The 16857-nt window shown below is 73.2% G+C and carries 19 protein-coding genes; 11 read left to right on the top strand and 8 right to left on the bottom strand.

All coding sequences use genetic code 11. The features are described 5' to 3' along the window. The first annotated feature begins 172 nt into the window (after positions 1-172). Positions 173-958 carry an SAM-dependent methyltransferase gene (locus ACIQMU_RS19645; protein WP_352240973.1) on the top strand — a complete coding sequence of 262 codons (786 nt, stop codon included), beginning with the start codon at positions 173-175 and terminating at the stop codon, positions 956-958. A 108-nt stretch (positions 959-1066) separates the two neighbouring features. Here ACIQMU_RS19645 and ACIQMU_RS19650 read toward each other — a convergent pair whose 3' ends face one another. Beyond that, the gene (locus ACIQMU_RS19650) at positions 1067-1750 is read right to left on the bottom strand and encodes an HSP18 transcriptional regulator (protein WP_352240972.1); all 684 of its coding nucleotides are present in this window, start codon (positions 1748-1750) and stop codon (positions 1067-1069) included. A 137-nt stretch (positions 1751-1887) separates the two neighbouring features. Between ACIQMU_RS19650 and ACIQMU_RS19655 the strand changes: the two genes are divergently transcribed. The 3 genes from ACIQMU_RS19655 to ACIQMU_RS19665 all read left to right on the top strand — a co-directional run bounded on the left by ACIQMU_RS19655 (position 1888) and on the right by ACIQMU_RS19665 (position 3363). Beyond that, on the top strand, positions 1888-2325 hold the full coding sequence (locus ACIQMU_RS19655; protein ID WP_352240971.1) for an Hsp20/alpha crystallin family protein: 438 nt from the start codon (positions 1888-1890) through the stop codon (positions 2323-2325). 95 nt (positions 2326-2420) lie between these two features. Beyond that, positions 2421-2819, top strand: coding sequence for a DUF2267 domain-containing protein (locus tag ACIQMU_RS19660; RefSeq protein WP_402689306.1), 399 nt, complete (start codon positions 2421-2423; stop codon positions 2817-2819). A gap of 106 nt (positions 2820-2925) precedes the next feature. Beyond that, a complete protein-coding gene (locus tag ACIQMU_RS19665) occupies positions 2926-3363 on the top strand; it encodes a DUF2267 domain-containing protein (RefSeq protein WP_352240969.1) in 438 nt (145 codons plus the stop codon). A gap of 103 nt (positions 3364-3466) precedes the next feature. Here ACIQMU_RS19665 and ACIQMU_RS19670 read toward each other — a convergent pair whose 3' ends face one another. The 3 genes from ACIQMU_RS19670 to ACIQMU_RS19680 form a co-directional block, all read right to left on the bottom strand. Beyond that, the gene (locus ACIQMU_RS19670) at positions 3467-4936 is read right to left on the bottom strand and encodes a SulP family inorganic anion transporter (protein ID WP_352240968.1); all 1470 of its coding nucleotides are present in this window, start codon (positions 4934-4936) and stop codon (positions 3467-3469) included. Between the two features lie 72 nt (positions 4937-5008). Next, positions 5009-5605 (bottom strand): carbonic anhydrase, encoded by a 597-nt coding sequence (locus tag ACIQMU_RS19675; RefSeq protein WP_352240967.1) that lies wholly within the window; start codon positions 5603-5605, stop codon positions 5009-5011. Positions 5606-5920: 315 nt separating this feature from the next. Further along, positions 5921-6634: a class I SAM-dependent methyltransferase gene (locus ACIQMU_RS19680; protein ID WP_352240965.1), complete on the bottom strand. Its 714-nt coding sequence runs from the start codon at positions 6632-6634 to the stop codon at positions 5921-5923. A 150-nt stretch (positions 6635-6784) separates the two neighbouring features. Here ACIQMU_RS19680 and ACIQMU_RS19685 point away from each other — a divergent pair, with 150 nt between their 5' ends. Continuing rightward, positions 6785-7054, top strand: a complete 270-nt coding sequence (locus ACIQMU_RS19685) for a hypothetical protein (protein ID WP_402689307.1) — start codon at positions 6785-6787, stop codon at positions 7052-7054. Positions 7055-7103: 49 nt separating this feature from the next. Here the strand turns inward: ACIQMU_RS19685 and ACIQMU_RS19690 are convergent, their stop codons facing one another. After that, positions 7104-9002 carry an ABC transporter ATP-binding protein gene (locus ACIQMU_RS19690; protein WP_352240963.1) on the bottom strand — a complete coding sequence of 633 codons (1899 nt, stop codon included), beginning with the start codon at positions 9000-9002 and terminating at the stop codon, positions 7104-7106. 204 nt (positions 9003-9206) lie between these two features. Here ACIQMU_RS19690 and ACIQMU_RS19695 point away from each other — a divergent pair, with 204 nt between their 5' ends. After that, complete coding sequence (locus tag ACIQMU_RS19695) at positions 9207-9917, top strand: ribonuclease H (RefSeq protein WP_402689308.1); 711 nt, start codon at positions 9207-9209, stop codon at positions 9915-9917. A 60-nt stretch (positions 9918-9977) separates the two neighbouring features. Here ACIQMU_RS19695 and ACIQMU_RS19700 read toward each other — a convergent pair whose 3' ends face one another. Then, a complete protein-coding gene (locus ACIQMU_RS19700; protein WP_352240961.1) occupies positions 9978-10388 on the bottom strand; it encodes an ATP-binding protein in 411 nt (136 codons plus the stop codon). A 175-nt stretch (positions 10389-10563) separates the two neighbouring features. Here ACIQMU_RS19700 and ACIQMU_RS19705 point away from each other — a divergent pair, with 175 nt between their 5' ends. The 4 genes from ACIQMU_RS19705 (at position 10564) to ACIQMU_RS19720 (ending at position 13490) form a co-directional block, all read left to right on the top strand. Next, on the top strand, positions 10564-11397 hold the full coding sequence (locus ACIQMU_RS19705) for a Scr1 family TA system antitoxin-like transcriptional regulator (protein WP_352240960.1): 834 nt from the start codon (positions 10564-10566) through the stop codon (positions 11395-11397). A 62-nt stretch (positions 11398-11459) separates the two neighbouring features. After that, on the top strand, positions 11460-12563 hold the full coding sequence (locus ACIQMU_RS19710; protein WP_402689309.1) for a PP2C family protein-serine/threonine phosphatase: 1104 nt from the start codon (positions 11460-11462) through the stop codon (positions 12561-12563). 152 nt (positions 12564-12715) lie between these two features. After that, on the top strand, positions 12716-12982 hold the full coding sequence (locus tag ACIQMU_RS19715; RefSeq protein WP_352240958.1) for a WhiB family transcriptional regulator: 267 nt from the start codon (positions 12716-12718) through the stop codon (positions 12980-12982). A 142-nt stretch (positions 12983-13124) separates the two neighbouring features. Beyond that, positions 13125-13490: a YkvA family protein gene (locus ACIQMU_RS19720; protein WP_352240957.1), complete on the top strand. Its 366-nt coding sequence runs from the start codon at positions 13125-13127 to the stop codon at positions 13488-13490. Positions 13491-13609: 119 nt separating this feature from the next. Here ACIQMU_RS19720 and ACIQMU_RS19725 read toward each other — a convergent pair whose 3' ends face one another. Continuing rightward, positions 13610-14026 (bottom strand): ATP-binding protein, encoded by a 417-nt coding sequence (locus ACIQMU_RS19725; RefSeq protein ID WP_352240956.1) that lies wholly within the window; start codon positions 14024-14026, stop codon positions 13610-13612. Between the two features lie 60 nt (positions 14027-14086). Next, entirely contained in the window at positions 14087-14638 is a 552-nt protein-coding gene (locus tag ACIQMU_RS19730; RefSeq protein WP_352240955.1) for a hypothetical protein, read from the bottom strand. Between the two features lie 413 nt (positions 14639-15051). Here ACIQMU_RS19730 and ACIQMU_RS19735 point away from each other — a divergent pair, with 413 nt between their 5' ends. Continuing rightward, positions 15052-16713, top strand: coding sequence for an alpha/beta hydrolase (locus ACIQMU_RS19735; protein WP_402689310.1), 1662 nt, complete (start codon positions 15052-15054; stop codon positions 16711-16713). Positions 16714-16857: the final 144 nt, after the last annotated feature.

A 16857-nucleotide genomic window follows, 5' to 3' on the forward strand; every position in this document is an offset into this window, starting at 1 on the left:
CGGTCGGGTACCGCGGGAAAGGCTGGCGCGGCGCTTCCGGCCGCCGTAAGGACGATCCGGGGGGCCGGTACCCGCTGCGCGCGGAGGGGCGGCGGGGTACGGTCACCTCCAGGGCTCCGACCAGGGAGAATCCGGTCAACAGCCTTGCACGGACAGTGAGTAGAGGAGAGACATGAGCGTCGACAGCGATGAGTTCCGCCGTCGGATCCGGTCCGACATCCCCCATTCGGCACGCGTCTGGAACGCGTGGCTGGGCGGCAAGGACCACTACCCGGTGGACCGGGACCTGGCCGACGTCGTGAGCGCGGCCTACCCGCAGATGGTCGATATCGCCCGTGCCTCACGCGCGTTCCAGATCCGGGCCATCCACCACATCGTGTCGGCGGGCGTACGCCAGTTCCTGGACGTCGGGACCGGGCTGCCGGTGGCGAACAGCACCCACGAGGTGGCGCAGAGCATCGCGCCCGACTCGCGGATCGTCTACGTCGACAACGACCCGATCGTCCTGGCTCACGCCGAGGCGCTCTTGACCAGCGCCCCCGAGGGGCGTACGGCCTACGTGGACGCCGATCTGTCCGACGTGGACGCGGTGGTGGACGAGGCGGCGAAGACGCTCGACCTGTCCCGGCCCGTCGCCGTGCTCCTGCTCTCGACCCTGGGGCACCTCCTTCCGGCCGACGGCATCGACGTCGTGCAGCGGTACATGGCCCGGATGCCGTCGGGAAGCTATCTGGTGCTCTGCGACACGGTGAAGACACCGCAGACACTGGCGGCCCAGGAGGCGTACGCGTCGGGCGACAACCCGCCCTACCTCGTCCGGGACCCGGAGGAGATCACCGGCTGCGCCGAGGGTCTGGAGCCGGTCGAGCCCGGTTTCGTCTCGATCGACAGCTGGCGGCCCGAGGAGGACGACGCGGTGCCCGTCGACCAGTGGGGGCTCGTCGCCCGCAAGCCGTAACCGTCCGGCGGGGGAGCCGATCCGTCGAGGACGAGGACGAGGACGAGGACGAGGACGAGGACGCGCAAGCGGGCCCGGGCCGGGTGGCCCGGGCCCGCTTGCGCGTGGTCAGCCGTTCCGGCGCCGGGTGGCCGTGTCCTCGCGCAGGCGGCTCGTGTGGCGGGCGAGGGAGCCGACCCGGTCCGCCAACTGCCGGTGCTCCGCGGTGAGGTGCGGATGGAGCGCGGTGAGCGGGGTGATCAGCGCGGCCGGGTCGTCGCCGCCGAGTGCTTGCCGGAGCCGGTCCAGCGAGGGACCGGCCGGGGCGGGGAGGTCGGCCAGTGCGGTGACCTGCCCGGCGAGGGAGCGCAGGTCCGCCGCGTTCTGCCGGGCCCAGACGCTGATCGACCGGTCTCCCGCCCGGCGGTCCCGGGTGGCCCGGACCCGCTGCTCCCCGGTGCTGCCCGCGGAGCCCGGACGCAGCCGCAGATAGCGTCGCTCGGCGGCCTGGCGGCTGGCGACGCCCAGCGGGTCGGCGAGATCGGCCCAGCTCGCTCCCGCCGCGCGGGCCGTCTCGATCAGCCCGGTCTCCCAGCCCGCGAGCCGCTCCCGCACCTCACGCAGCAGCTGGAGCGAGACCAGCGCCTGCGTCGGCTCCGGGTCGGGCGCCGAACCGGAGGAGGCGGCCCCGGTGCCGGCCTGCGCGTCGCGGACCGCCTCGTCGATGGCCCTCAGGGCCGCCGACGCCGCGAGGAAGGAGACGGCGTCCGGGTCGTGGCGGTGGGCCGGCTCGGGCTGGGCTGGTGTGGGCACGGGGGCTCCTCGGGGTGCGCGATGATCGTGTCATCCTTCCGGCGACATCCTTGTTTGTCATCCAATGGATGACATGCTACAACAGTGTCAGGTGAAAGCGCGGGCTATCCGCCCGATCGACTGGAGGTGTATCCGCCATGCTGATGCGTACCGACCCCTTCCGTGAACTCGACCGGATCACCGAGCAGCTCCTGCGCCCCGGCACGTGGTCGCGCCCCTCGGCGATGCCGATGGACGCGTACCGAGAGGGCGACGAGTACGTGGTGGCATTCGACCTTCCCGGTGTCTCGCCGGACGCGATCGACGTCGACGTCGAGCGGAACATGCTGACCGTCAAGGCCGAACGCCGGCCGGCGGTGAACGCCGAGGACGTGCAGATGGAGCTCTCCGAGCGTCCGCTGGGCGTCTTCTCCCGCCAGGTCGTCCTCGCGGACACCCTCGACACCGACCGGATCGACGCCGACTACGACGCGGGTGTGCTGACCCTGCGCATCCCGATCGCCGAGCGCGCCAAGCCCCGTAAGATCGCGATCGGCGGGGAATCCCGGCGCAGGCAGAAGCAGATCCAGGGCTGACCCAGGTCCGCCCGCGACAGCGGCGGGGGCCGGGACGGCTCTTCCTCCGGCCACGGTCCCGGCTCCCGCCCGCACCACCCGAGGGAGCGGTTGCGGTGACCCTGCGATGGGAGGCGTTCCTGGACAAGGTCCGGGAGCGCGGAGAGTACGGGACGCGAACGGAGGCCGAACGCGCCGCGCGCGTCGTGCTGGCCCTGCTGGGGGCGCATCTGGTGGGAAGGGAGCGGGCCGAACTGGCCGCCCGGCTCCCGGAGACCATGGCCCTCATCCTGCTCAATCCGCTCCAGGCCGCCGAGCCGCTCTCCCCCGAGCGGTTCGTGCGCGCGACCGCGGCCTGGATCGAGGGGGCAGGCGAACAGACCGCCCAGTGGGACGTCGGAGCCGTTCTCAGCGTCGCCGCGGACGCGGCGGGCGAGGAACTCACGCGGCGCACCCTGCTCCAGCTCCCGCCGGGATACGACGTGTTCTTCGGCGGGCGTCCGGAGAACACCTGACCTTGTTGCACCGCGCCGCCCGCCCCCCTGCGGCCTCGACGGCGAGCCCGCCGGGGCGGGCGGCGTACCGACCAGAGCCGTACTGACGAGAAGGGCTGCTGTCACGATGATCCACGAGCCTGGGAACGCCTGCGCACCGGCGGACGCGGCGATCGACCTGCTGCTGGAGAGGATCCGGTACGAGGGGGCCTACCCCACGCGCGAGCGCGCCGAGGAGAGTCTCCGCGCGGTGCTGGGCGCACTCGGCCGCCAGGTGACCGGTGAGGAACGCGTCGCGTTCGCCGCCGCCCTGCCCAGGGAAGCGGCCCACGCGTTCATCGCCGAGGTGCCCGCGGTGAAGCCGCTTTCCGGGGCCGCCTTCGTACGCGATCTCGCCGAGCGCACCGGAGGCACGCCGGCGACGGTGCGGTGGGACGTCGGCGTCGTCCTGAGCCAGGTCGCCGCGCTGGTGGGGGACGACCTCGTCACCCAGGTCGTCAGCTGCCTGCCGCCCGGCTACGCGCTCCTCTTCGGCCGCGCCGAACTCCTCGCCCAGGCAGCCTGATCCGAAGATTCCGCGGCGGTCCCGGGTCCGGGGCCGCCGCGGCCGTACGACACGGCGGCCCCGGACCCGCTCGGCGCGGTCTGCCCGCTGACCGGTTCCCGGGCTACCGGCGGATCGTCACCGGCTCGGTCTCCGCGTCGTTGTGCCGGCGCGCCCAGTTCTCCAGGGCGACCCGGCAGGCGTGGTCGAGGTGGCGCAGTCCGGTCAGGTCCAGCTCTATGGGCTCGTCCTGCGGGAGCTTCTCCAACTGCTCCAGAATGCGGGGCAGTCGGAGGAACGTGGCGTTCCCGGTGAGGGTCACCACGACCCGGCCGCCGGTGAGCGGATGGGTGGTGAGCTGGACATGCGAGGTCTCCCACGCCGACTTGATCACCGCCAGCAGCAGCCCCAGTACGACCCCCTCGAAGAGGTTGGTCACCACGATGGCCACCGCGGTGACCGCCAGCAGCACGGCCTCCCCCCGGTGTTCGCGCCACAGTGGGCCGAACTCCTTGGCGGGAACCAGCTTGCACCCGGCGTGTACGAGGATTCCGGCGAGTGCGGCCAGCGGGATGATCCCGACGGCGGCTGGCAGCAGCGCCGCGAAGATCAGCAGCCACAGTCCGTGGGCGATCCGGGAGAGCGCGGTGGTCGCCCCGGCCTGGACGTTGGTGGCGCTGCGGACGATGACGGCGGTCATCGGCAGCGCGCCGAGTGCCCCGCAGAGGGTGTTGCCCACCCCCTGGGCCACCAGCTCCTTGTCGTAGTGGGTGCGGGGGCCGTCGTGCATCCGGTCGACGGCCGCCGCGCTGAACAGGCTCTCGGCCGAGGCGATGAGGGCGAAGGCCAGGACGGTGCCGATGACCGCCACGTCGGCGAGCCGGGCGAACTCCGCCCCGCCGGGCAGGTCGATGACGTGCAGCAGCCCGTTCACGTCGGCCACCGTCGGCCGCAGACCGGCCAGCGCGGCGACGGCGGTGACCAGGGCGACCGCGGCGAGGGGCGCCGGGACGAGGCGTACGGTCGCCGGGAGCTTCGGCCACAGCAGCAGCAGGGCGACCGTTCCGGCGCCGAGACCGAAGGCGGTCATGGCCTCCTGGTCCGTGATGATCTCGACGGCGAGGCCGGGGAGCCCGGCCAGCTTGGCGAGACCGCTGCCCGGCTGTTCGGTGTCGGCCATGGCGTACACCTGGCCCAGCACGATGACCAGGCCGATGCCGGCGAGCATGCCCTGCACCACGGAGACGGAGATGGCGCGGAACCAGCGGCCGAACCGCGCCAGGCCCAGCACCACCTGGAGCAGCCCGGCGGCCAGCACGATCGGGCCGAGAGTGCCGAGGCCGAATTCCTTGACCGCCTCGTAGACCAGCACGGTGAGTCCTGCGGCGGGCCCGCTGACCTGGAGCTTGCTGCCAGGGAGGAAGCCGACGACGAGTCCGCCGACGATACCGGTGACCAGGCCCAGTTCGGCCGGCACTCCGGAGGCGACGGCGATGCCGACGCACAGCGGCAGCGCGACGAGGAAGACGACGAGTGACGCCAGCAGGTCGCGTCGTACGACGTGGGGGTTCTTGAGTTCCTTCGCGGAGATCACGGTGGTTTCCCTTGTGGGTACGGTCGCACCCGGCCCCGGCCGGGTGCGCGTGGGTGGGGGCAGGGAAAGCCGTCACAGGCGGGCGAACTCGGTCCCGCGCTCCGGTCGGTGCACGCTGACGGAGCCGGTGTGCACTTCGTAGTACCAGGCGTGCAGACCGAGGGAGCCTTCGGTGAGCCGTTCCCGGACCGCGGGGTAGCCCCGCAGCGTGTCGAGCTGGGCGAGGGCGTGGGCCTGGATCGCCCCGGGGAGGTCGCCCGGGTCCGCCGCCGGTTCCCGGCCGTCCGCCGAGTGCGCCAGCCAGTGGCGGACGGCGGGCATGGCGGAGAGGTCGTCGCCCCGGTGCATCGCGCCCACGGCGCCGCAGTGGGAGTGGCCGCACACGATGATGTCGCGCACCTCGAGCATGCGCAGCGCGTACTCGATGGTCGCGGCCTCGCCCGTGGGCCGGTCCTCCGCCGGATAGGGCGGGACGATGTTGCCCGCGGTACGGAGTTCGAAGAGCTGCCCCGGCCGGGCGCCGGTGATCAGCGAGGGGACGACGCGTGAGTCCGAGCAGGTGACGAAGAGTGCTTCGGGGGTCTGGCCGTCCGCGAGATGTTCGAAGTCCTTTGCGTTCGCGGCGACGTGCTCGGTGAATGTCCGGGCGTGTTCTACGAGGGATTGCATGGTGGCCTGCCTCCTGCATCCGGCGGTGCCGGGAGCGGTGTGGTCGGGTCATATTGACGAATGCGCTGTCTGTTTCCGTATGAATGTTCGGAACGGAAGAGGCGTCTCACCTGGCGGTTCGCCGGATGGCAGCCGTCATGAGACCCGCTCCGGTCGCTCCTCGCGGATACGACTACGGTCGATCATATAGACCAGAACTTTGCTATCGCATTACCTTCTCGTGAAGAAACACGAATGCGCCACTCATGTCATTCATTCGGCTTGTTCTTTGTGATAGCCAATGCGCCCGGAATCCGGGGCGAGGGCCGCGCGCCGTCAGCTGCGACGGCCGTGCAGGAAGAGGTGCGGCTCGGGCGCGCCCGCCGGATGATCCGGAGTGAACGGCGCGCTGTGCTCCCACTCCACGGTGACGCCCGCCCCCGCGACCAGGGCGGTGAACTCCTCGGCGCCGAAGCTGGAGACCCGGACCGGCTGCCCCATGAACACCGCGTCGACGTCCACCGCGTCCACCGGCACCGTCGCGGCCACGAGCAGTCCGCCGGGCCGCAGCGACCGGACGAGCCGCTCCAGCAGCTCGCCCTGCTCGCCACGCGACATCTGCAGCAGCGAGAAGTACACGCAGACAGCGTCGAACGCGTCCTCGGGCAGAGGCAGATCGCGGATGTCCGCGCACCGGAACTCGGCCTCCGGCACCCTCCGGGCCGCGAGCGCGGTCATCACGGGCGACACGTCGACGCCCAGCACCCGGTGCCCCGCGTCCGCCAGGGTCCGCGCCGTGGGCCGGCCCGTCCCGCTGCCCACGTCCAGCACCCGGCTGTCCGGCGCGAGGTCCGCCAGCAGCCTTTCCAGCGACTCCCGGTGAGCGGCCGAAGCGGCGAAGGCCCTTTCGTACTCCGCCCCCAGCGCGTCGAACACCGCCGCGGCCGGGCGCCCCCGCCCGTCGTCGGCGTCCGGAAGTCCCCGGCCGCCGAGCGGTTCCCCGCGACCACCGGGTTCCCCGCTGTCACAGGTGTTCGTGCTGTCGTCCATCGGGGCGCTCCCTCGGCGGTCCGGCGGCCGGGGAGGCAACCGCGTCCCGGCCGCTCTCAGCGTCCCCCCGCGCGTGCCTGAGTATGCCGGTCCCCGACCCTGAGTACGTTGCCCGATGTTCCGCTTCCCGCGCCGCTGTTCGATGACGGCATGACCTCCGAAGCGCCGCGCGGCCCCCGCGTCCAGCACGTCACCACCGCAGGCTCCGCCCTGGCCGTCACGCTGCTCCCGCTCGTCGTCGGCGTGCTGCTGGCCAAGAGCGTGGCGGCCGACCCGATGACGTCGGTGAACGCGCTCCTCACCAACGGCGGGCACCGTGCGCGGGTGTCGCCGAAGGAATGGCGGCGGTGCGGCGGCCACGCGCTGCGGCGGCTGCGGACCGCCGAACGGGCGCCCCTCACCCGGGCCGGCACGCGCTGACGCCGTCCGGCCGGTGGGGTCCGGCCGGACGGCGTGGCGTGGGCTCCGGTCAAAGGACCGGCTGGACCCGCGCCCCCTCGTCCGACGACGGCCGCTCGAACTGGGTGCGGTACAGCTCCTCGTACCTTCCGCCGGCCGCCAGCAGTTCGGTGTGCGTGCCGTTCTCGACGATCCGGCCCGCCTCCACGACCAGGATCCGGTCGGCCGCCCGCACGGTCGAGAGCCGGTGGGCGATCACCAGGGCGGTCCGGCCCGCCAGCGCTTCGGCCAGCGCCTCCTGTACCGCGGCCTCCGAGGTGGAGTCGAGGTGCGCGGTCGCCTCGTCGAGGATCACCACCCGCTGACGGGCCAGCAGCAGCCGGGCGATCGTCAGGCGCTGACGCTCCCCGCCGGAGAGCCGGTAGCCGCGCTCGCCCACCACCGTGTCGAGCCCGTCGGGCAGCGAGGCGATCAGGCCGTCGAGCCGGGAGCGGCGCAGGGCGTCCCAGACGTCCTCCTCGGAGGCGTCGGGCCGGGCGAGCAGCAGGTTGGCCCGCACCGACTCGTGGAAGAGGTGCCCGTCCTGGGTGACCATGCCGAGCGTGTCCCGGATCGAGTCGGCGCTCAGCTCACGTACGTCGACGCCGTTGAGCCGCACCGAACCGGCGTCCGCGTCGTACAGCCGGGGCAGCAGCTGCGCGATCGTCGACTTGCCCGCCCCCGAGGAGCCCACCAGGGCGATCATCTGTCCCGGCTCGGCCCGGAAGGAGACCTCGTGCAGGACCGGTGTGCCACCCCGGTCGTCCAGCGTGGCGACCTCCTCCAGCGAGGCGAGGGAGACCTTCTCGGCGGACGGGTAGGCGAAGGACACCGCGTCGAACTCCACGGAGACCGGGCCCTCGGGCACCCGGCGGGCGTCCGGCTTCTCCTCGATCAGCGGCTTCAGATCCAGGATCTCGAAGACCCGCTCGAAGCTGACGAGCGCGCTCATCACCTCGACCCGCGCGCCGGCGAGGGCGGTGAGCGGGGCGTACAGCCGGGTCAGCAGCAGCGCCAGCGCCACGACGGCCCCCGGCTCCAGGCTGCCGCGCAGGGCGTAGAAGCCGCCGAGGCCGTAGACCAGCGCCAGCGCCAGGGCGGAGACCAGGGTGAGGGCGGTGATGAACGCCGACTGGGCCATCGCCGTACGGACGCCGATGTCACGCACCCGGTCGGCGCGTGCCGCGAACTCGGACGACTCGTCGGCCGGGCGCCCGAAGAGCTTGACGAGCGTCGCGCCGGGGGCGGAGAACCGCTCGGTCATCTGGGTGCCCATCGCGGCGTTGTGATCGGCCGCCTCCCGCTGGAGCCCCGCCATCCGGGCCCCCATCCGGCGGGCCGGCACGACGAACACCGGGAGCAGCACCAGCGCGAGCAGCGTGATCTGCCAGGAGATCGTGAGCATCACGGCGAGCGTCAGCAGCAGCGTGACGAGGTTGGAGACGACACCGGAGAGCGTGTTGCTGAAGGCGCGCTGCGCGCCGATCACGTCGTTGTTGAGCCGGCTGACCAGGGCGCCGGTCCGGGTCCGGGTGAAGAAGGCCACCGGCATCTTCTGCACATGATCGAAGACGGCGGTGCGCAGATCCAGGATCAGGCCCTCGCCCAGGGTCGACGACAGCCAGCGGGTGAGCAGGCCGAGGCCGGCCTCGGCGAGGGCGATGAGCGCGATGAGCAGGGCGATCCGGGTGACCGTCCCGGTGTCCGCGCCGTCCACGATCGCGTTGACGACCTTCCCGGCGAGGACCGGGGTGGCCACCGCCAGCAGCGCGGTCAGGACGCTCAGCAGCAGAAAGCGGTAGATCCGCCGGCGGTGGGGCCGGGCGAAGATCATGATGCGGCGCAATGCCGCCCGGGAGAAGGGCCGGCGGTCCTGCTGGGCGTTCATCGCGCTGTGCAGCGAATGCCACGCCGTTACTTCCATGTCCATGGGGCGCTCCGAAATCTGGTGGCCCCCGGGATGGTCCGGCGGCCGGCGGATCCCATCGGCCGTGCGGCCCCTGGGTCACTCGGAACGCTAAGACCTCATGTTTGGTTGAGGTCAAGCGTGGCGGGTCGGTCGGGGCGACGCGCCCCGGTCGCGCGGATCGCGCGGCCGGTCGAAGAGGCCATGCGGGGCTGGCATGATCGAGGGATGAACGAGTGCATCATCGCCGCATGTGACGGGGCGTCGAAGGGAAATCCGGGACCGGCCGCCTGGGCGTGGGTCGTCGCCGACGCGCAGGGGGCTCCCGTGCGCTGGGAGGCCGGCCCGCTCGGCACCGCGACGAACAACGTCGCCGAGCTCACCGCCCTCGCGGAGCTGCTGGAGTCCACCGATCCGGCCGTGCGCGTCGAGGTGCGGATGGACTCGCAGTACGCCATGAACGCCGTGACCAAGTGGCTGCCGGGCTGGAAGCGCAACGGCTGGAAGACCTCCGGCGGCAAGCCCGTCGCCAACCGGGAGCTGGTCACCCGCATCGACGCCCTGCTCGCCGACCGCTCGGTGGCCTTCCGCTACGTGCCCGCACACCAGGTGGACGGAGACCCGCTGAACGCGCTCGCCGACCAGGCCGCCAGCGAGGCCGCGGTGGTGCAGCGCCCGGCCGGTACGGCGCACGGCGCCACGGCTCTGCCGGTTCCCGCGCCCGCGCGGTCCACGAAGGGGCGCCCGGAGTCCGGGGCGGCGAGTGGCGCGAAGGCGCGCGGCGCCGCGGGCGCGTCACGGAGCGGGCGGTCCGGCGGCACGATCGCGGCGCGCTTCGCGGGCCGGTGCCACTGCGGAAAGCCGTACGCGGCCAAGGAGCCGATCGCGAAGAATCCGAACGGCTGGGGCCACCCGGAGTGCCGCACCGCTCCCGCCTGATCGCACGGATAAGGGGCGTCGGGGGGCCGGCCCGGCCGGCCGTGGAGACGCGCGGGAAGGCTAGAGGTCGGCCCAGACGAGCCGGCCCGCCAGGGCGGCGCGCGAGCCCCAGCGGGCCGCCAGCGCGTCGACGAGCAGGAGGCCCCGGCCGTCCTCCGTCAGGCGGTCGAGCGGGTCACCGTCCTCGTGGCCGCCCGTCGCCGGGACCCCGGCGGCGGTAAGGCCCGCCGATTCGCACGGGGACGCCGGTGCCGGAATCCGGCCCCGGCCGCGATTCCACACGCAGATGCGCACGCCCTCCGCGGAGCGCAGGAGCCGGCAGCGGATCCGCCGGGTGCTGGTGTGCTGCACGGCGTTGGTGACCAGTTCGGTCACTATCAGAGCCGCCGCCTCGATCCGTTCGGCCGGTTCGTCCCAGGACCGCATGGCCTCCTGGACCCGGCGCCGCGCCTCCGGCACGCCCTCGGGCAAACGGGGAACCCACCAGCTGTGTGCGCCTCGGGCGCCTTGGACGCCTCCGTCATCGGAGGCACGTTCCGCGCAACTGACTATTTCCGACATGTATGCACTCTCGGTGCAAAGCGCATACTTTGCAAGCGACAGAGTGTGTGACGCTCCGCTACGGAGCCCGGAGGAAGGCAGGCCGATGCGAGCCCGTTCAGGTCCCACCGTGGAGCACCGTGTCCTCGCGGTCCGCCTCCGCATGCTGCGCGAACGCGCGGGCGTCAGCCTGCGGGCCGCGGCCGAGGCACTGGACGCCCATCCCGCCACCGTCCGGCGCATCGAACGCGCCGAGACCGGACTCGACGCCCGTCAGGTCGGCGAACTGCTGCGCTGCTACGGCGTTCCGCCCGCCGTGGCCGAACCCATCATGGCCGGCCTCGCAGCGGCGAACCTGCCCGGCTGGTGGCACCGGTGGCGGGACGCGATGGAGAGCTGGCAGCAGGACGTCATCGGCGTGGAGTCCTCGGCGAGTCTCGTGCGGACCTGGCACCCGGCACTGGTGCCCGAGCTGCTGCGCACCCCCGCGTACGCCGCCGCGCTCCACCGCGCGCAGTACCCCGACGACACCCCCGCGCGCGGTGAGCGCCGCGTCGAGCTGCTGAGGGAGCGCCGCCGCCGCATGGGCGAGCGCGGGGCCGCCCTGTGGGCCCTGTTCCCGGCCGCGGCCCTCCATACGCGGGTGGGCGACCGGGAGACCATGGACGAACAGCGGGCCGCCCTCGCCGAGACGATGAAGGACCCGCACGTCACCGTCCAGGTGGTGCCCCTGGACCACCCGCCGCACGCCCTGACCGGCGTACCGCCCCTGCACATCCTGCGGGTGCCGGCGCCCGAGATCGGGGACCGGGCGGTGCTGGAGACCCCGGGCGTCCGGGTCGACGTCATCGACGATCCCGAGGCCGTGATGGCCCACCGCATCCGGCTGGACGCCGCGTGCGCCGCCGCGCCGCGCCCCGGGCCCCCGCCGCCGGAGTGAACCGGTCCGGCACGCCCGGCCGCCGGGATGCGCCGGGCCCCGATGCCGTACAGCGTGGGGGAGTGGTGCAACTGCGCAGGGCCAAGTGGATCCCGGCGGGCGTCGTCGTGCTGGCCGTCGTGCTGGACCTGGTGACCCCGACGGACGTCACGTCCGCGCCCCTGCTGATAGCCGCTCCGGTCGCCGCGGCACCGCTGCTGAGCCTGCGCGGCATCATCGCGATCGGCGCCCTCGCGATGATCGTCCACGCGGGCCTCGCCTGGGTCGACGACACCTTCGGCTGGCAGCGGGGCATCGCCAACCAGCTCACCCTTCTGGCCGTGACCGTGCTGGCCGTCCTCATCAACCGGGCCCTGGAGGGGCGGGACGCCCGGACCCGGCGCGCCCGCCATGTCGCCGCCGTGGCGCAGAGCGCCGTCCTGCCCCGGCCCCCCTCGCGCATCGGCGAGCTCATGATCGCCGCCAGGTACGTGCCCGCCGAGGACGAGGCCATGATCGGCGGCGATCTCTACGTCGTCCAGGACACCCCGCACGGGGTGCGGGTGATGGTCGGCGACGTCCGGGGCAAGGGCCTGGGCGCGGTGAGCGCGGTCTGCGCGGACCTGGGGGCCTTCCGGTACGCGGCGGACGAGGCGGAGGACCTGCCGGGCCTGGTGGCCGCACTGGAGCGGGCCCTCCTGCGCGAGGGCGGCCGGCGTGGCGGCCAGGAGCAGGAGGAGGGGTTCACCACCGCGTTGATCGTGGAGTTCGCCGAGGACCTCGGCGCCGTACGGGTCGTCAACCGGGGCCATCCGCCGCCGGTGCTGCTGGACGCCGACGGCGGGGCCACCGTCCTCGAACCGTCCGAGGAGGCGCCCCCGCTCGGCATGAGCGCCCTGGGCGCCTGGGCGTCCCCGGTGGACACGTTCCCCTTCCCGCCCGGCGCCACCCTCATCTGTTTCACGGACGGGGTCACCGAGGCCCGCGACGAGTCCGGGACCTTCTACGACGCCTCCGTCCGGCTGCCCTTCCTCACGGGTCACCGCGCGACGGCCGGCGCCCGCGCCACCCCGGCGCGGACGCTCCACCTGCTGATCGAGGACGTCGCGCACCACACCGGCGGCCGTATCCAGGACGATCAGGCGCTTCTCGCCCTGCATCGCCCCCCTGGCCCTCCGCACGCGTAGCGCGGCCGGGGAGCGGCGCCCGACGCGCACGTCCGGTACGGGTTTGAGGCGCCGATCGTCGGTCACCCGCACGGAAGACACGTACGGCAGGCGATCTGCGACACCGAGCGACCTGCACCTACCGACATCAGGAGTGAGCGGAGTTGAGCAGCATGGAGAACTGGCGCCTGCACGCCGCCTGCCGGGAGGAGGACCCCGACCTGTTCTTCCCCATCGGGAGCACGGGCCCGGCCGTCGTCCAGACCGAGGAGGCCAAGGCCGTCTGCCGGACCTGCCCCGTGCAGGCCGCCTGCCTGGAGTGGGCCCTGGAGCACGGCCAGGACTCCGGCGTCTGGGGCGGCATGGCCGAGAACGAGCGGCGCGCCCTGAAGCGCCGCAGCCGCCGACGGGCCGAGGCCCGGGGGCGGGGTGCGGCCTGACCGCGCACCGGGGCGCCCCCGGGCCCGGCACCGTGCGGCCCCGTGCGGCCCCGTGCCCCGCACGGTGCGGCCCCCGGCTCCGGACCGGTGATACCGCCGCCACGCGTTCGTCATCCGGGAACCCGTGGGTACACGATGAGGCATGGACACCACCGCTTGGCTCGTTCTCGGCGCTGTGGCCGCGCTGCTCACCCTGGCCCTGACCGTCGTGCTGCTGGTGCGCGTCTTCAGGGCCAGGAAGCTGCTGGTCGACGCCGGGATCCCGCTCCGCAGCAAGGCCCTCGTCTGGGCGGCCGTCATCTACACCGTGTCACCGGTCGACCTGCTGCCCGACCCCGTCTACCTCGACGACATCGGCTTCCTGCTGGTCGCCCTGCGCTCCCTGCACTCGGCCGCCGGGGCGCGGACGGGCGCCCGGGCGAAGACCTCATCGAAGCCCCCGGCGCCGGCGAAGACCCCGGCCGCGGCGAAGTCCCCGGCGGAGAACCGGCCCGACGCCGTGACCTGAGGCCCAGTTCGCGCAGGCTCCCGGCAGCGAGGCGCTGCCCCTGGAACGGGGCCCCGCACTGGCTCCGCCCGTGGAGGGGTGTTCCCGCGGGCTTGTTGAGGGGCGCTCCTACGATGCTTTCAGCGCGGCACGGTGGCGAGGACGACCTTCCCGCCGTCGGCCGCCTCGTGGACCCGTACCTCCTGGGCCAGCCGCTGGACCATCGGCCAGCCGAACCCGCCGTTCCGGCCGGTCAGGTCGGGCGTCCGGCTGCACGGGTGGGCCGGGCTCGGGTCGGTGACCCGGATGTGGACGCCCTTGTGGTCCGCGGTCAGCCACAGCGCGGTCACGGCCCCCGCGTGCAGGACGGCGTTGGTGACCAGCTCCGACACGAGGAGCAGGAGATTCTGCACCGTGTGCGCGGCGGGCGCGGGATGCAGCCGCGTGACGAACGCGCTGACCGCGTCCCGCGCGTCGGCGGCCTTCTCCGGTCGGCAGACGAAATCGGTACGGGTCTCACCGTCCGGTGAGAACGTCATCAGCATGCGGTCGTTCATAGCGTCCACCCCGTCGCGTGAGCTTTCTGGCTGGAGTTCTGGTACCCCCGAATCGGCCTTTCATGGACGGGAGCCGCCGGCAGCTTCACCGCTCGCCCGCCGCCCCTGACGCCCATGGCGTCCGGACGTCGTCGGACGGGGCTCCGGACCCCTCCGGGCGAACACGATCAGCGGCCAGGCGAAAACGAGGGGGACCGCGCCGAAGAAGACGCACAGGCCGACCGCCAGAGTCCGGTCGCCGCCACCGGGAGGGCCCTTCTCGGCGTAGTGCGCGGGATAGGGGCGGCCGGGCTCGTCGGCCCGGTGGACGATCCGCAGGGTGTCGCCCACGCGCAGGTCGCGCCCCTTCGGAGTGCCGCGCAGCCGGGACGTGTAGCGGTGGCCCCCGGTCTCGTAGGTCACCCGTGGCGCGGACTGGCCTCCGATCGGCCCTCCACCGGACCGGACCCGCACGAAATCGGTCACCACCGCCTCGGCCGGGCGGTCCGGCGCGGTCCATGCGTCGAGGCCGCTGCCGGTCGCGACCACGACCGCCAGCACCATCAGCAGGCCCCCGAGCGCGACGCACATCAGCCCGCCCGCCCAGGCAGCCGCCCGCTTGAGTCCCGACATGGCTCCGCCCCCCTTGTCCGCCCCCCTTGCCCGGCCCCTCCCCGGGGCGAGCCGTTCTGCCCCTTCCCGGGCCCGGGTCCGGCAAACGCGACGGACCGGCGGTGGCCGCTGCGGGGCGGACCCCGCCTTCCGCCGCTGCGAGTCCTTCCCCGCCCGACCCGTGCGCGGAGCAGGGGTGCCGGGGCCCGGGGTTGCGGCCATATGCCGTGGAGGCACCACCACCGACGCCACACGCCGGCCCACCCGGGATTACGGGACAGCCCTTGGCGTCCGTCTGCAACTCCCGGACCACTCCGGCATGTTGCGTCATTCCCAAGGTGGAGCCGAGGTGCCGCCCGGCGGGGGATCCGCTCCCGGGGCCGCTTCCTGAATGATCTTCCCTGTCCGAACCCGTGACCGGAAGGATCGATGACGTGCGTGCCAGACGACATCTCGTACCCCTGTTAGCCGTAAGCGTCACAGCCACGCTCGCCCCCGCGCTGGCCACCTCGACGGCCGTCGCCGCTCCAGCCGCCCCCTCGTCGTCCGTCTCGGCGACGAGCGCCTCCGCGCCCGCCGGCGACGGCAAGCGCGCGCTGGACCGGTACGCGCGGCAGAAGCCGCGGTGGAAGCGGTGCGAAGCCGCCGCTCCGGCGGAGTTCCAGTGCGCCACCATCAAGGTCCCGCTGGACTACCGGAATCCCGGCGGTGAGCGGCTCGACCTGGCCATATCCCGGATCAGGGCCACCGCATCTCGCGAGCGGCACGGTGTCCTGCTCTCCAACCCCGGCGGCCCGGGCGGCCCGGGACTGTTCATGCCGCTGGCGATGGCCGAGGAGCTCCCGGCGTCGGCACGGCGGACGTACGACCTCATCGGCTTCGACCCGCGCGGTGTGGGACGGAGCAGCCCGGTCTCCTGCGGCCTGGCGCCGGGGGAGGAGCACTGGCTGCGGCCCTACAAGGAGGAGACGTTCGAGGACGACGTCGCCTGGGCGCGGACGTTCGCGGACAAGTGCGAGGAAAAGGCGGGTGACGTACTCCCGCACATCACCACGCGCAACACCGCCCGCGACATGGACCTGCTCCGGGCGGTGCTCGGCGAGAAGAAGATCAGCTACGTGGGCTACTCGTACGGCACCTACCTGGGCGCCGTCTACACCCAGCTCTTCCCCCGCCGCGCCGACCGGTTCGTGCTGGACAGCGCGGTCGATCCGGAGCGCGCCTGGCGGGGCATGATCCAGTGGTGGGCGGAGGGCGCCGAGCCCGCGTTCGACCGGTGGACCGAGTGGGCCGCGGAGCGTTCGCGGGAGTACGGCCTCGGCGACACCCCGAAGGAGGTCGACCGGACGTTCTGGGACCTGGTCGCGCGGGCCGACGAGAAGCCGATCGACCTGGACGGCCGGCCCATCACCGGCGACGACATCCGCAGCGGTATGCGGGCGGAGTTCTTCGGTCCGCAGTTCGCCACCGAGATCTTCGTGGAGCTGAAGAAGGCGGCGGACGGCAAGCCCGTCGCACCGGAGAAGCTGGCGGCCTTCACCGGGCCAGAGGGCCGGCGAGCGGCGGGCGCGGGCGTCGAGATCCCGGCCGACAACGGGTCGGCGAGCTTCTGGGCCGTGGTGTGCGGTGACAACTCGGCCGCGTGGTCCCGCGATCCGGAGAGCTACCGGCGGGACGCCATCGCGGACAAGGCCCGCTACCCGGTCTTCGGTGACTTCGCCTCCAGTATCAAGCCCTGCGCCTTCTGGGACAGGTCGGTCGAGCGGGCGACCGAGGTGAAGAACAAGGCCGGCTCCCTGGTCGTCCAGAACGAGTGGGACTCGCAGACTCCGCTGCCCAGCGGTCAGGCCCTGCACGCCCGGCTGCGGGGGTCGAAGATGGTCACCGTCCTCGGCGGCGAGGGCCACGGCGTCTACCCCAGCGGCAACGCGTGCACGGACGGCACGGTCACCCGCTACCTCCTCACCGGCAGGCTCCCGGCGAAGGACGTGACCTGCCACGCGACGACCGGGTCCAACGCGGAGGCGCGGCAGAACAAGAAGAGGGACGTGCTCCCCGGCTCACCGCTCCCGGAGCGCTCCCCGGACCGCTTCTGATCCCGGTCGCGCGGCGGGCCGCCGTTTGACCGCTCCCGCCCCGGCCCGCCGGTGAGCCCAGCGCGGCTCCGGATCCGTGGCGCCCCGAACGGCCTCCCGGCCGCACGGAGCCGGCCCGGCGACGCGAAGAGTCTCCGTCGCCGG

It is taken from the genome of Streptomyces sp. NPDC091649 (assembly GCF_044756785.1).
GTDB lineage: Bacteria > Actinomycetota > Actinomycetes > Streptomycetales > Streptomycetaceae > Streptomyces.

Bases quoted from the DNA above. Each gene is read 5' to 3' on its own strand.
- ACIQMU_RS19725 (WP_352240956.1), bottom strand. From the start codon at position 14,026: ATGAACGACCGCATGCTGATGACGTTCTCACCGGACGGTGAGACCCGT.
- ACIQMU_RS19690 (WP_352240963.1), bottom strand. From the start codon at position 9,002: ATGGACATGGAAGTAACGGCGTGGCATTCGCTGCACAGCGCGATGAAC.
- ACIQMU_RS19685 (WP_402689307.1), top strand. From the start codon at position 6,785: ATGACCTCCGAAGCGCCGCGCGGCCCCCGCGTCCAGCACGTCACCACC.
- ACIQMU_RS19720 (WP_352240957.1), top strand. From the start codon at position 13,125: ATGGACACCACCGCTTGGCTCGTTCTCGGCGCTGTGGCCGCGCTGCTC.
- ACIQMU_RS19730 (WP_352240955.1), bottom strand. From the start codon at position 14,638: ATGTCGGGACTCAAGCGGGCGGCTGCCTGGGCGGGCGGGCTGATGTGC.
- ACIQMU_RS19715 (WP_352240958.1), top strand. From the start codon at position 12,716: ATGGAGAACTGGCGCCTGCACGCCGCCTGCCGGGAGGAGGACCCCGAC.
- ACIQMU_RS19645 (WP_352240973.1), top strand. From the start codon at position 173: ATGAGCGTCGACAGCGATGAGTTCCGCCGTCGGATCCGGTCCGACATC.
- ACIQMU_RS19655 (WP_352240971.1), top strand. From the start codon at position 1,888: ATGCTGATGCGTACCGACCCCTTCCGTGAACTCGACCGGATCACCGAG.
- ACIQMU_RS19695 (WP_402689308.1), top strand. From the start codon at position 9,207: ATGAACGAGTGCATCATCGCCGCATGTGACGGGGCGTCGAAGGGAAAT.
- ACIQMU_RS19675 (WP_352240967.1), bottom strand. From the start codon at position 5,605: ATGCAATCCCTCGTAGAACACGCCCGGACATTCACCGAGCACGTCGCC.
- ACIQMU_RS19665 (WP_352240969.1), top strand. From the start codon at position 2,926: ATGATCCACGAGCCTGGGAACGCCTGCGCACCGGCGGACGCGGCGATC.
- ACIQMU_RS19705 (WP_352240960.1), top strand. From the start codon at position 10,564: ATGCGAGCCCGTTCAGGTCCCACCGTGGAGCACCGTGTCCTCGCGGTC.
- ACIQMU_RS19680 (WP_352240965.1), bottom strand. From the start codon at position 6,634: ATGGACGACAGCACGAACACCTGTGACAGCGGGGAACCCGGTGGTCGC.